Source organism: Oceanobacillus sp. Castelsardo, from assembly GCF_001659985.1.
GTDB lineage: Bacteria > Bacillota > Bacilli > Bacillales > Amphibacillaceae > Oceanobacillus.
In genome coordinates, this window is the sequence record NZ_LYCS01000003.1 from 256929 (window position 1) to 270511 (window position 13583).

Genomic DNA, 13583 nt, shown 5'->3' on the forward strand with positions numbered 1-13583 from the left:
TATAACAAAAACTCGTCTAAAATTAGACGAGTTTTTTGTCTGTCCATTAATTCCGTTGTCGTTTTAGGAGCACTCCAAAAGGAACCTTTTATTGTTATGCAATCTGCTTTTTTATCCATTCATACTACATCTGTATGTTTTATTTTGCTGTGGAAAAAATAATAATAATTACCTGAAGAATAGGATGGTTATGAAATGGATAAGAAAAGGGCAATAGAAATCATGAAATCCAATGAAATAATCCCTGTTAACTATAATGGTAGGTCTGTTGTTATGAATCAATATGATGAAGATCGTAACCTCGTTAAAGTATTTCCTCTTGATAACTTAAATAGTGAATTTAGTGTAGAGTTGAACGAATTGAACGAGTTCTTCAAATAAATGTCAAGGTGATTAAGATACAATTAATCTCATTCTTTCATATGAGTGACCTTGCTGTTGCGGTTAATTCTTATATCGGCGCTCAAACGTCTTATGAGTGCTGATTCTACCGCATTTTAATCTTGCGCCTAGTCTCATCACCTATATGAGTGACGGTATAAGGCGGAAATCTCTTGGTTCAGGCACTCATCACCTGTATGAGTGACGGTATGAGATGGAATTCTCTTGGTTCGGGCACTCATCACCTGTATGAGTGACGGAATGAAGATGAAATCTCTCGGTTCGGGCACTCATCACCTGTATGAGTGACAGTAGGAAGAGGAAATCTCTTGGTTCAGGCACTCATCATGCATATCAATCACCCTTCCTCTTATATTTCTTAAAAAGAATACAGAAGGAAGATTATAACAACAAAAAATAGAGTGCTAAAATCAGTGATTTAGCACTCTATTTAAATTAGCCTCTAACTGTTTGAAGAGCTTTACTCCAAGCGATTACTTGGTTAAACATTTCAGTTGCGTTTGCTTCATGGTAATCAGCTGGCTTGAACACGCTGAAGTTTTCAAAGTCAGCTAATAGTGAGAATGTTACTGCAGTACGAACGTCTGCTACTTGAAGTTCACCTAGGATTAGACGTAGGTTCTCATGAGCACGTGTTCCACCTAAACTTCCGTATCCAACGAAACCTGCAGCTTTGTTGTTTACTTCTGGGTTTAAGTAATCTAATGCGTTCTTCAACGCTCCACCAATTGCATGGTTGTATTCAGGAGCAATAATGATATATCCGTCAAAAGAAGCAATTTTTTCTGACCATGCTTTAATTGTTTGTTCAGCTTCAGCTTGCTGAGCTTCTGGAACCTCAGCACCTAAAAATGGAAGTTTGTAATCAGCAAGATCCACTAATTCGTATTCTACATCAGCATCGTTGCGTTTGTTAGCAAAATCAAGTGTCCAGTTTGCAACTGCTTCTCCATTACGTCCTTGGCGTACACTACCTAAAATGATTCCTATTTTTAACATAAACTTATATTCCTCCTGTATTTAAACTGTATACTTAATTACTTTTAATTAAACATACCTTAATTGATTATAATATACCATCATTTTTAACTTATTGCAAGATATTTAATTCCTTTTTATTATATGGTTACGAAAAGTAACAAATGATTTATTTAATCTACTTTTCTTACACTTGAATAGTTGTTGGTCTATTTTATATAAATCTGTAGCCTTTACCTATTCAGCTACTTTAAATATACATACGTTATAAGTATGGAAAGGAGGGTATTATATGGCTTACAGAAGAAGAAGAGCGAATAGAAAACACAATAACAATAACAATAACGTAAATGAAATTAACATTCGTGCTGATAGAGTTGTCGTGAGGGCAAATAAGGTTATTGTAGAAAATGATAATAACAATGATTGTGGTTGCGGACGTGAAGGTGGAGACTTCGACCGTAACAAACACCAACATGATGACGTAGGCGGAGACTTCGACCGTAACAAACACCAGCATGATGACGTAGGCGGAGACTTCGACCGTAACAAGCACCACCACGATGATGTAGGCGGAGACTTCAACCGTAAGAGAAATCAACATAATGATGTAGCTGGAGATTCCGACCGTAGAGATCCATGGTCAAAATTTCTCTTTTAAGAATTAAAATAAGATTCCCAATGGATTTTCCTATAGAAGAAAATGGATGATAGCAATTCGAATATTTCCTTTCCTCCTACAAAAAATATAAAACAAATGGGGGGTTCTTTCATCCTCCAAATATATTTCTACTGATCACTTACGCATTACAATATTAAGGAGGACATCATGGATAGTAAAACAGCACATGATATTTTGGAATCCATTGAGATGATTAATGTAAACTACCATGGCATTCCTGTATATATTCAAGCAGTAAATGAACAGGAAGGAACCGCAACTATTTTTCCTCTTGATGATATGAACCATGTACAAACAGTCGATTTAAGCGGCTTAAATCACGTAAATTTAATACAGTGAAACTTAACAAGCACCCATTAAATAAGATTAATGAGTGCTTGTTATTATTATATTCTATTCACATGATGCACTTTATCCTTTTCAATATAGACTCGTGGTACCCGTTTCCCAATTAAACAAACAATTTCATAATGGATGGTTTGTAACTGTTCAGCAACTTCATCCAATGGAATGAAACCTTCACTTGGTTCACCAAAAATAGTGACGATATCTTCCTTGCTAACATGAGGAATCTCCGTTATATCTATCATCGATTGGTCCATACAAATTCTTCCAACGATTGGGGCTCTTTTTCCCTTAACCGTCACATTGCCTTTATTCGATAGTGCCCTTGTAAACCCATCTGCATAACCGACTGGAATTGTAGCAATTTTCGAAAGCCTTTGTGGTGAAAATGTACAGCCATAACTAATCGGTTCGCCGGTATCCACATTTTTAATGAGAACCGGTTTCGTCTTAAAGCTCATAACTTGTATCAGTTTAATTTTTTCCTTTAAATGTTCACTCGGATATAACCCGTATAAACTTATACCAACCCGCACCATGTCCAGATGCATATTCGGATAAGCAATAGTTGCTGCACTATTGCAGCAATGTTTGATCGGTATGTGAATACCATTTTCCCCCAGGTAATTAATTACGGACATAAAATGATTAAATTGTTTATCTGTATATGTGGAATCTATATTATCCGCGTCAGCAAAGTGTGTAAAAATACCCTCTATTTGTACATGATCTGATTTTAGTAATGAAGCAAATTCCAATGCTTCTTCTTTTTTCCTAATTCCAATTCGATTCATACCGCTATCTATTTTAATATGAACTTTAGCAAGTTTTTTTAGTTGTTCAGCTGTTTTCACTATTTCTTCTGCCATTTCTTTCGTAAAAACAGTTAACGTTATATTTGAATTTATAGCATCTTTTATGGCCGCTTCTGTACTTATTCCTGTATAACCTAATACTAAGATAGGAGCGTTGATCTGGGCTTTTCGGATTTGGATTGCTTCATCTAAAAGGGCAACAGCTAAATAATCTGCCCCTTCCTTCAATGCTGCTTGTGCCACTTCCACTGCCCCATGACCATAGCCGTCCGCTTTTACTACAGCCATTAATTTTGTTTTTTGGCTTATATAATCCTTAAATGCCTTTACATTACTCTTTAAAGCATCTAATGATATTTCTACCCATGTATCTCGATAACTTCCTGCTGCCATGATTAACTTCCTCCAATTTTAAGCAAACTAATCGTAAATGATTTTATTCAGTGATATATTATAATTATTTCATTTTATAACAAATAAGCAAAGTAGCAAGATGTTTTATTTTGGAGGACGTCATGAAGAAGATTTTGAAATTAGCTAGTGCTTTTATTGGAATTATTGTTGGAGCAGGTTTTGCCTCCGGTCAGGAAATTCTGCAGTATTATACAAGCTTCGGCCTATTAGGTATTATTGGTGGAATTATAGCTACTGCTTTATTTACCTTTCTCGGAATGTTACTTATGTTAATTGGTAGTAAGACGAAAACGACCTCACATAAGGATGCGATTTATACCATCAGTGGTCCCTATCTCGGTGTAGTAATTGATATTATTCTGATACTTACTTTATTTGGTGTTGGAGTTGTGATGGTTGCTGGAGCTGGTTCAAACTTAAGCCAACAGTTTGGATTACCTTACTTTGTTGGGACAACTTTAATGGGGATTTTAATTCTGATTACTGGTATGTTAAATATTAACAAAGTTGTTTCCGTAATCGGGAGTATTACTCCATTCTTAATTTTATTCATTATCATTATTTGTATTTATTCCTTGGTTACATTAGATACATCCTTTACTAATCTAGATCCAATAGCAAGGGAAGTTTATACGCCACTACCTAACTGGTTTATTTCTACCATCAATTATGTATCCTTTAATATTGCGGTAGGTGCCTCGATGACATTAGTTATGGGGGGAGCGGAAAAAAATGTTAAGACAGCTACACTCGGTGGTCTTATCGGAGGATTAGGGCTTGGAATATTAATCATTTTAAGTAATTTAGCTATTTTCTCTAAAATTGATTCTGTAGCTGCAGACGATATGCCTATGCTTTCCATCGTGAATAGCATATCCCCTATACTTGGTAGTATGATGTCTATTATCCTTTTTGGGATGATATTTAATACTGCCATTAGTATGTTTTTCTCGTTTACCGCACGTTTTGCAGAAATTGGTACAAGGAAATTTAAAGTACTTCTTATCATTTTCCTCATTTTAGGATATATTTTAAGTTTTATTGGATTTACGGATTTAGTAAGCAAATTCTATCCATTCATTGGTTACTTAGGTCTAGTATTGATTGGTACATTGATTGTTGCATTTTTTCGGATCCAGTCTAAAAATAGAAGCCATGAATAAAAGACTGCCTCAAAGGACCTTTTCTTTGGGGCAGCTATTTAATGGAAAACGTTATTTATGTGATTTTTCCTTTTTCTGTGTCATAAAATTGGAATGAAGGGAACCCTTGGAGACTGCATTGACAACATACGTAGAGACTTTTTCCATTTTCTCTGCTAAATAATTTGTTCTTTCATACAAGATAGACCTGAAATGATCAAGTTGCCTTGTAATTTTCTCTGTTAGCGCCTCTTGATTATCTAGTCTTTTTTCTATATGTTCTCGATTCTTTTCATTCGTTATCACCGTATCATTCATTTGCTTTTGTAAATCCATCTGTTGTTCTATTTTTCCCTTCAACTCCATGTTTACTTTGTTGAATTCTTCTATTTTATGATTGAATCCTTGTTGCGTTGTGACAATATGTTTTAACTTATTCTGCATCTCCTGTTCCGATAATTTTCCTTCTCCTACTGTTATGTTTAATTTCTCATGTTCTGCCTCTAATGCTTTTAACTTCTCTATTACTTCCCGTTCCAAGACTTCATGCTGTTCGTTAACAATTTTTAAATCTTGAAGCTGTTTTCCCAATTCAGTCCATTTACTCGACTGCTCATCGTTTTGCCGTTCATATAATACTTTCAAGCTAGTAAAAGACTTGCTTAGTAATTCATTTACTTTTTTCTGTTCTTCTATCATTTCTACTGTATGATTTTTTATAAAGATTTTTTGATTTGGTTCCATAGGGTTTGAATTTGTTTGGTAAATATTACTTCGGTAGTTTGGGTTAATATATAATCCCATTCGTCTTCACCCCTTCTCCCTCTGTTGCTGTAATATTCTATGCGTTTATCCATGAACTGGAACAACAAAAGGGTGGAAGTATAGTTGATTATACTTCCACCCTTTAAGAATGAGGATAACTTGCAATATGCTTTTTACATGCTTGAACAAAATCTTCCGGCGATGACTTTACGTTGTAGGAATACACTCCACGAGATGTATGTAGATAGAGAAGGCCCCCATCCCCAATGAAGCGATAGGAGATATCCAGAACATCCTTTATTGGAAATTCGCGATGTTCCGTCACAATTCGATTATCATAGAGGTATATAGTGCGTCGATGTTCAATCCGTATCAGCTCAACACTTTTTATTTGCCTCTCAACCTTTACATAAGGTTGTTTAGCTATTACTTTCAATATGATCCCTCCAAACGGGTTTAACTAGTGAACATTACGCACTTTCGTAGTAGTTTTACCCTTCTGCAAATTGAACGTTATTCATTCGCCACTTCAACCATTGGTATTCTCTCGTTTTCCGTGGTAAAAATTGACGAATATCATCTTCATGATACCCTACTTGAAGTCGCTTTTCATCCATTATTATCGGACTTCGAAGTAACCTTGGATATTGGTGAATTAATTCAAGTAACTCTTGTAGCGGAATTGCATCCATATCTAGATTTAAGTCTTTATAAACTTTTGAACGAGTAGAAATAATCTCGTCTGTTCCATCTACTGTCATTCGTAAGATTCCTTGAAGCTCATTTACAGTTAATGGGTTCTTTAAAATATTCCTTTCTACAAATGAAATGTCCTGATCTTTAAACCATTGTCTCGCTTTCCTCGTCGATGAACAAGATGCACCAAATATTTTCACTGTCATGTATCATACCTCGTTTTCCAATATTTTTTATTATAGTGTTCAAAAAGGAGGATAAAGACTCCTTTTATAGTGTTCGTTGAATATGTTAGTTTTTATATAGTCCATTCTTTAATAAGTTCATTTCAATTGTAAAATGTTCAATTGCTTCATCATCAGATAACTCTTTTGAAAATTTCTCCACAAAATTTCGAAATACAACTGCTATGACAATCTGTAACATATGATAAATTTCCGTATCGTTTTCAGTATTTAAACGGTCTTTATTTATCATTTCAATTACTTCATTGAAAAATCCAGTGTCACGTTTCCCCTTAAAAGTAGCTGTAAAAGCATCCTCAATCTTATGTGTGACATTGAGCAGAGCATTTTTTAGGAAATCAAATTCTTTATCATCTGGGAGTTCAACTAAAAACTCATAATAAAATTCCGTCACAGCGTTTATAATATCGCCATCATGTCTCTCCAGCATTTGGAAAAATTTAACTCTATTATTATCTGTCTCCTCTTTAAGTAGATAAAAGTAAATATCCTCTTTGTCTTCAAAATATTGATAAAAGCTTCCTCGAGGAATACCGGCGGATTTTACTATATTAGCAATAGATGCTTCATGCAAAGGAACCCTTGCAAACTCTTCTTCTGCGGCATTAATTAAATTTTGCCTTTTTTTCTCGGGTAAATTAAAAAACGTTTGTTTCGGCAATGATCTTCCTCCAAATTCCCCATATGACGATGTGTCACTTTGTCTATAATTTTATTTTAAGTGACACATTGTCATTTGTCAACAATTGGATGTGACAACTTGTCATCAAATTCATATTACCCGGTAACTATAACGTATCATGTAATTGTGGCAGAATAGCGGAATAAAATATTAAAATATCCTCATAAATCTATACCCTATCTATTCAAAAGTATGTCCTTTTCTCTTAAAAAATATACCTTTGCTAGATTAATAGATAAATACGTAATGGCAGTAAGGTAGGGCGTATAAGAAGAAAAGCCCCTACTAAAAAAAGTAGAGGCTTGGCATTTATTTAACCATCACTTTACAAATGTCATTTGTAAAGTCTACTGGGTCTTGAATAGGTAGCCCTTCAATGAGAAGTGCTTGATTATATAATAGATTCGTGTATAGATTTAATTTGTCCTTATCGTGATCATACGCTTCTTTCAAGGATTCAAAAACATCATGATTGACGTTTATCTCTAACACTTTATCTGCCTGTATTTGTTGATTATCAGGCATAGCATTGATCACCTTTTCCATTTCGATGGAAATTTCTCCTTGAGCTGTTAAGCAAACAGGATGAGATTTTAGGCGATTGGACGCTTTCACTTCTTTTACCTTATCTGCTAAAATTTCCTTCATTGCGTTGAATAATTCTTTGTTTTCCTCTTCTAACTCTTTTGTTTCTTTATTATCTTCTTCAATTCCCAAATCACCGCTTGAGACAGAACGGAATTCTTTTTCATCATAATTCATGATCATTTTAATCGCGAACTCATCTATCTCATCTGTGAAGTATAAAATTTCATAGCCTTTTTCAGCTAGTCTTTCAGTTTGTGGAAGCTTTTCAATTCGCTCATTTGAATCACCTGTAGCATAATAAATATATTTTTGCTCTTCAGGCATTCTAGATACATATTCTTTTAATGTAACTAATTTCTTCTCTTTGGATGAGTAGAACAGTAATAAATCCTGTAATTCATCTTTATTCATGCCATAGTCACTATAAACGCCGAACTTCAACTGTTGACCAAAGGATGCAAAGAATTTCTCATATTGTTCACGGTCATCTCTTAGGATGCTCAATAATTGGTTCTTAATCTTCTTGTTAATATTTTTTGCAATAATTTTTAGTTGACGATCATGTTGAAGCATTTCTCTAGAAATATTTAAGGAAAGGTCTTCTGAGTCAACCATCCCTTTTACAAAACTAAAGTAATCAGGCAATAGGTCTGCACATTTTTCCATAATTAGTACACCATTTGAATACAACTCAAGGCCTTTTTCATATTCTTTGGAATAGTAGTTAAATGGCGCACTTTCCGGAATATATAGAATCGCGTGATAACGAACGGTTCCATCGATGTTCAGATGAATATGCTTTAATGGCTTATCAAAACCATAGTGCTTTTCTGCATAGAAGTTCTCGTAATCCTCATCGGTAAGTTCGCTTTTATTTTTCTTCCAGATTGGGACCATAGAATTAATCGTTTGTTCCTCTATCACATCTTCATACTCATCTTCGGTACCTTCTTTAAGTTTACTTTCCGTTACATCCATTTTAATTGGATAGCGAATAAAATCTGAGTATTTCTTTACGATTTGTTTAATCCGATATTCTTCTAAGTACTCATCATAATTTTCATCTTCTGTATTTTCTTTAATAGATAGGATTATTTCCGTACCGACATCTTTTCTGTCTGTAGCCTCAATAGTGTAGCCATCTGCTCCTTCAGATTCCCAAATGTATGCTTGGTCACTATCTAATGCCCTACTAATGACAGAAACTTTGTCAGCTACCATAAACGCAGCATAAAAGCCAACGCCAAATTGACCGATGATGTCATACCCATCTTTTAATTCATTTTCACTTTTAAAATTAAAAGAACCACTTCGAGCAATGGTTCCCAAATTCGACTCCAGCTCTTCCTTCGTCATTCCAATACCAGTATCTATTATTTTTAACGTACGATCGTCTTTGTTCGCGTCAATTTTTATAAAGTAATCACTTTGATTAAACGTGATATTTTCATCCGTTAGTGCGCGATAATAAATTTTATCAATCGCATCACTTGCATTGGATATAAGTTCTCTTAAAAATACCTCACGTTTAGAGTATATGGAATTAATCACCATATCCAATAATTTTTTGGACTCTGCCTTAAACTCTTGTTTTGCCATGGTTACATCTCCTTCATCATCTATTAGCACTCACTTACCTTGAGTGATAATCCCTATAAAGATGTAATAACACATTCATTATTTCATGTCAACGGAATTAATTGTTATAATAGAAATATCGAATGGTAATGGAGGGAATCATTTGCTTAGTAATTGGATTCAACAGGCAAAGAATATGGTTGTATTTACAGGAGCTGGTATGTCAACAGAAAGTGGCCTTCCAGATTTCCGCTCCTCTAATAACGGGCTTTGGCGCAAGAAAGACCCGAATAAAATCGCAAGCACTGAAGCCCTGAACAATAATGTGGATGAGTTCATTGAATTTTACAGAGAACGCGTATTAAAAGTAAAGGAATTCGGGCCACATAAGGGACATGATATTCTCGCAGATTGGGAGAAAAAGGGAAAGATCCAATCCATTATTACGCAAAATGTGGATGGTTTTCATCAACAGGCAGGCAGTAAACGTGTTGCTGAACTCCATGGGTCTTTACAAAAATTACGTTGCCAGTCCTGTGGGAAAGAATACGATAGTGAAGAATATATAAACAAAGAATATCACTGTAGCTGTGGTGGAATCTTACGCCCTAACATTGTACTTTTTGGTGAAATGTTACCACAAGATGCTTTCCAATTTGCTCAAGAAGAGGCTGTAAAGTCTGACTTATTTATCGTTTTAGGATCATCATTAAGCGTCACACCAGCCAATCAATTTCCTCTTATTGCAAAGGAACATGGGGCAAAACTAGTCATCGTTAACCAAGAAAAAACAGAAATGGACCGTTATGCAGATCAAGTGATACCAAATAAAAAAATTGGAGAATTACTTCGTGAGTTGGATATGGAGTTATTTTCTTAAAATGAAAAGGGCTATCCTCTAAATCTGAGGAATAGCCCTTGTTTATTATTGTACATCGCCTTCCCATGCCAACATACCGCCAGCCATGTTAGTCACATCAAACCCTTGTTCTTTAAGAAATTCCGTTGCTCGTCCGCTACGTCCACCAGATCTACAAATCATATAATAATGTTTATCCTTGTCTAGTTCGTCCGCCCGCTCTGGGATTTCACTTAGGCGAATATGTATAGCCCCAGGTATGATTCCTTGTGCTACTTCATCATCTTCACGAACATCTATTAAATTCAGGTTTTCACCCTTTTCCAATTTTTCCTGTAACTCTTTAGCAGATATTTCTTTCATTATAATCACTCCAATCTTATTTCATTCTATTTTAACCTATCTACTGTTTAAATTAAAATTAGCGAACCGCACATTCGCTCTAATGCTTAATCAATTGGCTAAGCTGCACAACATCTTGTGGTAATGCACCATATAGTTTTAGAAACCTTCCTTCTATTTATTTACTCTAACAAAAGAGAATGAAGCAAGTTTTTTTACTTAAGGTCTCCTTTAACTGTTCCAATTTATTTTAAAGATAAAGTAATCTGTATCAATAAAAAACACTCTCTAGAGTAGTCCAGAGAGTTGTTATACTTAATCAACTATTTATAAATATCTCCACGGTTTCCAACTGCTTGAATAAAGACCATATGCTCTTGGTGGTCAATATTAAAAATCACACGGAAACTTCCAATTCTTAACCTATACAAACCCTCATGTCCTTTAAGTCTTTTAATATCTCCTTCTGGTGGTATTGATAAAAATCCTTTTAACCCAGTTGCAATTCTTTCTTGAGAGGTTTTATCTAACTTAGCGATGAACTTAACTGCGGATTTATGGTAAATCAACTTGTAGTCCGAATTCACGCTTTGCATCCTCCCCTGAAATATATCCTTCTTCGCTTTCTAACTGCTTAATTTCTTCGTTGGTCAACGGCTCATTATCGCTTTCTAATTCATCAATCTTTTGCCACAAATTGGGCTTTTGTTTCTTTGAGCGTTCAATTAAAAACTCCATAAAGTCAAAGGCTGCTTTCTTATCCTCATTGCTTAAAGATTCCACCATTCTATATAAATCTTCCTTACGAATAGCCATTTCTTCCACCACCTTTGTCTCAAGCATACTTATATATATATTATAAACCATTTTCAATTAAAATTTAATAGTAAGACGTTTAGATAGGTTTTATTAACTAACCCGATCAAAGGTCCGTAATCCTGTGATGCAAAAGTTCCCGTTAGCTCAGGTAACTTATATGTAGTAACATTCCAATGCTTAGAATTTGTTCTTCACTTACCTATCATCCCCATTTTTTGTAATTCCTTCGCTACGAACATATTAAAAAAACCGTGACCTACCAATACTACATTTTTATGCTCTCTTGCGTATCCCACCAATATTTCGGCTGCCTTCTTAGCTCTAATCCTTGCATCACTTATAGACTCACAATCACTTGAATACCCCATAAACCACAAGCATCTTAATATTACAGTCCAAATACTCGGATTTAATTTTAATACTCCTAATTTCGGTAAGGAACTAGGTAATTCGGTTTCTCTAAACAGGGGGTCTGAAGTAAATTTTAAATTAGTATTTAACAACATTGCTGATTCAATCGACCTCTTCAAAAACGCCAACATTGTCATATTCTAAAACCCAATTATTAAACTCCTTACAGTTCATTTTATCGTTGTTAGTAAGCTCAGTTCGTCACTATACCTTCACTATTATCAAAAATGGCCCTGTTCTTGCACACATTGGATTGACGTACCATTTTATTGAATTAGTTAAAAACTGTTTTCTCACGTTCTAAAGACCATATGTATTAAAAATTTCAGGAAACGAAATGATTAACAACCATCCTATAATTACAGTTGCAAAAAAACAAATCCAGCTTATTATTTTTACCTTTTTATCAATTTCAGCTTTTTTCTCTAATTTTACTAATGTAATTTATTATTAACATGAAACAAACCCAGGGAATAACTCCTATATAGTTGAATCCTAAAAGAATAGATTTATCTACTGAAAACAAAACTACAACTAATAGAATCACTGCAATTGACATTTTATTTATTATGGTTTGAATAGAAATCCACTCCCAACATTTTTTCTTTAGCATTTCTTCCCATAACTTAATATAAGTTTGTTTCGGATATAAAATCATATTGCGGAATAGCATCCGATTCTGTGTTGCATTACAATAAATAAGCCGACTTTCTTATGAAAGAAATCGACTAGTATTGGTACTTTTATCAACCTGTTATCAATTTGTTTATGCTTCAATCTAGTCCGATTGCTGAACAAAGAGCAATCAGGAATCTTCCACAAAACTGCCCGTTACTTTAAGTACATCGTTTTTCAGAAAAGGTTGTTGATCCTCATAATCTCTCATTGTCAATAAATCGTAGCATTCCTTTTCCAACAGATATAACATCTTCCTGATTAAAAATAATACAAGCTGTTCCTCCAACATACTTTTCACATTCAAACTCACCAAGAACTGTCACATACCCCTTTTCAAAAAAATAAATGAGTTCCCCGTCATGTTCTTCAACAGCACTCAAGTCGTTATGCAAATATGCTTTAACCGGTTTATCGTATAGTCTCATGTAGATTATTGCACTCCCTTTACAATTAACAAAACATTAAAAGTAAATTGGTAAGAAAACTAAGAGTTTAATATATAAATCATTTTTTCATTTTGATCAACTTCAAAATAACTCTGTATGTTCCAACTCTTAGTCTTAATTATCCTTTTCTACCCTTTAACAGTTTTATATCACCTATAGGTGGTTGTATAGTCAGTCCTTTTAAAGCTGTACTTATTCTCAACTGTACAGATTTCTCTTGTTTTTTTAGAAATTTAATTGACTCACGACTTAGTGTCAGTAGGTATATTAAGCTCACTTATAACTTCCTCGCAAGAGACAAACTCAGAGTTACTCTTTAGTTGTTGTTCTTCCTCATCACTCAAAGGGGTTTCATCTGGTTCTAATTCCATAATTTCATCCCAGTTTGGACGGGTATGACTGATAGTTAAATATTTTAAATAATCATATGCTGGTTTTTTAGCAGATTGTGGTAGCCTTTTTACCATTTCAACTAATTCTTCATTACTTATAGCCATTATTCAACCTCCTTTATTTGATTTATCAACTAGTTTCATCTATTTATTACTGTATCATATACTCCTTAATTGTAGCATTAGTTTGTATAAGTTTATTTCCTCACAAACAGGTCATTAAAAGGCGAACCAATCCCTCTTAAAATTTATGTCTGTTATTTATTATCTTTAAGAAAAATACAAACCTTGGTTATTTAACTAT

General features: G+C 34.3%; 18 protein-coding genes. 5 read left to right on the forward strand and 13 right to left on the reverse strand.

Translation table 11 applies throughout. The features are described 5' to 3' along the window. The first annotated feature begins 195 nt into the window (after window positions 1-195). The gene (locus tag A9178_RS07905) at window positions 196-381 is read left to right on the forward strand and encodes an H-type small acid-soluble spore protein (protein WP_068674096.1); all 186 of its coding nucleotides are present in this window, start codon (window positions 196-198) and stop codon (window positions 379-381) included. Between the two features lie 456 nt (window positions 382-837). Here A9178_RS07905 and A9178_RS07910 read toward each other — a convergent pair whose 3' ends face one another. Further along, window positions 838-1401 (reverse strand): NADPH-dependent FMN reductase, encoded by a 564-nt coding sequence (locus tag A9178_RS07910; RefSeq protein ID WP_068674098.1) that lies wholly within the window; start codon window positions 1399-1401, stop codon window positions 838-840. A gap of 271 nt (window positions 1402-1672) precedes the next feature. Here A9178_RS07910 and A9178_RS07915 point away from each other — a divergent pair, with 271 nt between their 5' ends. Beyond that, the gene (locus tag A9178_RS07915; RefSeq protein ID WP_068674100.1) at window positions 1673-2041 is read left to right on the forward strand and encodes a hypothetical protein; all 369 of its coding nucleotides are present in this window, start codon (window positions 1673-1675) and stop codon (window positions 2039-2041) included. Between the two features lie 168 nt (window positions 2042-2209). Continuing rightward, entirely contained in the window at window positions 2210-2401 is a 192-nt protein-coding gene (locus tag A9178_RS07920) for an H-type small acid-soluble spore protein (RefSeq protein WP_068674102.1), read from the forward strand. Between the two features lie 47 nt (window positions 2402-2448). Here the strand turns inward: A9178_RS07920 and alr are convergent, their stop codons facing one another. Next, window positions 2449-3615 (reverse strand): alanine racemase, encoded by a 1167-nt coding sequence (alr, locus tag A9178_RS07925; RefSeq protein WP_068674104.1) that lies wholly within the window; start codon window positions 3613-3615, stop codon window positions 2449-2451. Window positions 3616-3737: 122 nt separating this feature from the next. Between alr and A9178_RS07930 the strand changes: the two genes are divergently transcribed. After that, on the forward strand, window positions 3738-4799 hold the full coding sequence (locus tag A9178_RS07930; protein WP_068674106.1) for a YkvI family membrane protein: 1062 nt from the start codon (window positions 3738-3740) through the stop codon (window positions 4797-4799). 51 nt (window positions 4800-4850) lie between these two features. Here the strand turns inward: A9178_RS07930 and A9178_RS07935 are convergent, their stop codons facing one another. The 5 genes from A9178_RS07935 to htpG all read right to left on the reverse strand — a co-directional run bounded on the left by A9178_RS07935 (window position 4851) and on the right by htpG (window position 9353). Next, window positions 4851-5582 (reverse strand): hypothetical protein, encoded by a 732-nt coding sequence (locus A9178_RS07935; protein WP_068674108.1) that lies wholly within the window; start codon window positions 5580-5582, stop codon window positions 4851-4853. A 103-nt stretch (window positions 5583-5685) separates the two neighbouring features. Beyond that, window positions 5686-5979, reverse strand: a complete 294-nt coding sequence (locus tag A9178_RS07940) for a hypothetical protein (RefSeq protein ID WP_068674110.1) — start codon at window positions 5977-5979, stop codon at window positions 5686-5688. Between the two features lie 55 nt (window positions 5980-6034). After that, window positions 6035-6445, reverse strand: coding sequence for a Spx/MgsR family RNA polymerase-binding regulatory protein (locus A9178_RS07945; protein WP_068674113.1), 411 nt, complete (start codon window positions 6443-6445; stop codon window positions 6035-6037). 85 nt (window positions 6446-6530) lie between these two features. Continuing rightward, window positions 6531-7145, reverse strand: coding sequence for a TetR/AcrR family transcriptional regulator (locus tag A9178_RS07950; RefSeq protein ID WP_068674115.1), 615 nt, complete (start codon window positions 7143-7145; stop codon window positions 6531-6533). A gap of 330 nt (window positions 7146-7475) precedes the next feature. Further along, on the reverse strand, window positions 7476-9353 hold the full coding sequence (gene htpG / locus A9178_RS07955) for a molecular chaperone HtpG (protein WP_068674117.1): 1878 nt from the start codon (window positions 9351-9353) through the stop codon (window positions 7476-7478). 142 nt (window positions 9354-9495) lie between these two features. Here htpG and A9178_RS07960 point away from each other — a divergent pair, with 142 nt between their 5' ends. Next, window positions 9496-10212 carry an NAD-dependent protein deacylase gene (locus A9178_RS07960; RefSeq protein WP_068674119.1) on the forward strand — a complete coding sequence of 239 codons (717 nt, stop codon included), beginning with the start codon at window positions 9496-9498 and terminating at the stop codon, window positions 10210-10212. A 45-nt stretch (window positions 10213-10257) separates the two neighbouring features. Here A9178_RS07960 and A9178_RS07965 read toward each other — a convergent pair whose 3' ends face one another. The 6 genes from A9178_RS07965 to A9178_RS07995 all read right to left on the reverse strand — a co-directional run bounded on the left by A9178_RS07965 (window position 10258) and on the right by A9178_RS07995 (window position 13384). Beyond that, the gene (locus A9178_RS07965) at window positions 10258-10554 is read right to left on the reverse strand and encodes a rhodanese-like domain-containing protein (RefSeq protein WP_068674120.1); all 297 of its coding nucleotides are present in this window, start codon (window positions 10552-10554) and stop codon (window positions 10258-10260) included. 302 nt (window positions 10555-10856) lie between these two features. Continuing rightward, window positions 10857-11120 (reverse strand): type II toxin-antitoxin system RelE family toxin, encoded by a 264-nt coding sequence (locus tag A9178_RS07970; RefSeq protein WP_068674122.1) that lies wholly within the window; start codon window positions 11118-11120, stop codon window positions 10857-10859. Then, a complete protein-coding gene (locus tag A9178_RS07975) occupies window positions 11089-11349 on the reverse strand; it encodes an XRE family transcriptional regulator (protein ID WP_068674124.1) in 261 nt (86 codons plus the stop codon). Before A9178_RS07975 ends, A9178_RS07970 begins: the two co-directional genes overlap by 32 nt. A 194-nt stretch (window positions 11350-11543) precedes the next feature. Next, window positions 11544-11900 carry a histidine phosphatase family protein gene (locus A9178_RS07980; RefSeq protein ID WP_231889806.1) on the reverse strand — a complete coding sequence of 119 codons (357 nt, stop codon included), beginning with the start codon at window positions 11898-11900 and terminating at the stop codon, window positions 11544-11546. 735 nt (window positions 11901-12635) lie between these two features. Further along, the gene (locus A9178_RS07990) at window positions 12636-12866 is read right to left on the reverse strand and encodes a hypothetical protein (protein ID WP_068674128.1); all 231 of its coding nucleotides are present in this window, start codon (window positions 12864-12866) and stop codon (window positions 12636-12638) included. A 263-nt stretch (window positions 12867-13129) separates the two neighbouring features. Continuing rightward, window positions 13130-13384 (reverse strand): XRE family transcriptional regulator, encoded by a 255-nt coding sequence (locus A9178_RS07995; RefSeq protein WP_068674130.1) that lies wholly within the window; start codon window positions 13382-13384, stop codon window positions 13130-13132. Between the last annotated feature and the right edge of the window lie 199 nt (window positions 13385-13583).

What these genes read in the sequence shown, in the direction of transcription:
- A9178_RS07915 (WP_068674100.1), top strand. Translation starts at nt 1,673, where the DNA reads ATGGCTTACAGAAGAAGAAGAGCGAATAGAAAACACAATAACAATAAC.
- A9178_RS07935 (WP_068674108.1), bottom strand. Translation starts at nt 5,582, where the DNA reads ATGGGATTATATATTAACCCAAACTACCGAAGTAATATTTACCAAACA.
- A9178_RS07975 (WP_068674124.1), bottom strand. Translation starts at nt 11,349, where the DNA reads ATGGCTATTCGTAAGGAAGATTTATATAGAATGGTGGAATCTTTAAGC.
- A9178_RS07990 (WP_068674128.1), bottom strand. Translation starts at nt 12,866, where the DNA reads ATGAGACTATACGATAAACCGGTTAAAGCATATTTGCATAACGACTTG.
- A9178_RS07910 (WP_068674098.1), bottom strand. Translation starts at nt 1,401, where the DNA reads ATGTTAAAAATAGGAATCATTTTAGGTAGTGTACGCCAAGGACGTAAT.
- htpG (WP_068674117.1), bottom strand. Translation starts at nt 9,353, where the DNA reads ATGGCAAAACAAGAGTTTAAGGCAGAGTCCAAAAAATTATTGGATATG.
- A9178_RS07980 (WP_231889806.1), bottom strand. Translation starts at nt 11,900, where the DNA reads ATGACAATGTTGGCGTTTTTGAAGAGGTCGATTGAATCAGCAATGTTG.
- A9178_RS07965 (WP_068674120.1), bottom strand. Translation starts at nt 10,554, where the DNA reads ATGAAAGAAATATCTGCTAAAGAGTTACAGGAAAAATTGGAAAAGGGT.
- A9178_RS07920 (WP_068674102.1), top strand. Translation starts at nt 2,210, where the DNA reads ATGGATAGTAAAACAGCACATGATATTTTGGAATCCATTGAGATGATT.
- A9178_RS07945 (WP_068674113.1), bottom strand. Translation starts at nt 6,445, where the DNA reads ATGACAGTGAAAATATTTGGTGCATCTTGTTCATCGACGAGGAAAGCG.
- alr (WP_068674104.1), bottom strand. Translation starts at nt 3,615, where the DNA reads ATGGCAGCAGGAAGTTATCGAGATACATGGGTAGAAATATCATTAGAT.
- A9178_RS07995 (WP_068674130.1), bottom strand. Translation starts at nt 13,384, where the DNA reads ATGGCTATAAGTAATGAAGAATTAGTTGAAATGGTAAAAAGGCTACCA.
- A9178_RS07905 (WP_068674096.1), top strand. Translation starts at nt 196, where the DNA reads ATGGATAAGAAAAGGGCAATAGAAATCATGAAATCCAATGAAATAATC.
- A9178_RS07930 (WP_068674106.1), top strand. Translation starts at nt 3,738, where the DNA reads ATGAAGAAGATTTTGAAATTAGCTAGTGCTTTTATTGGAATTATTGTT.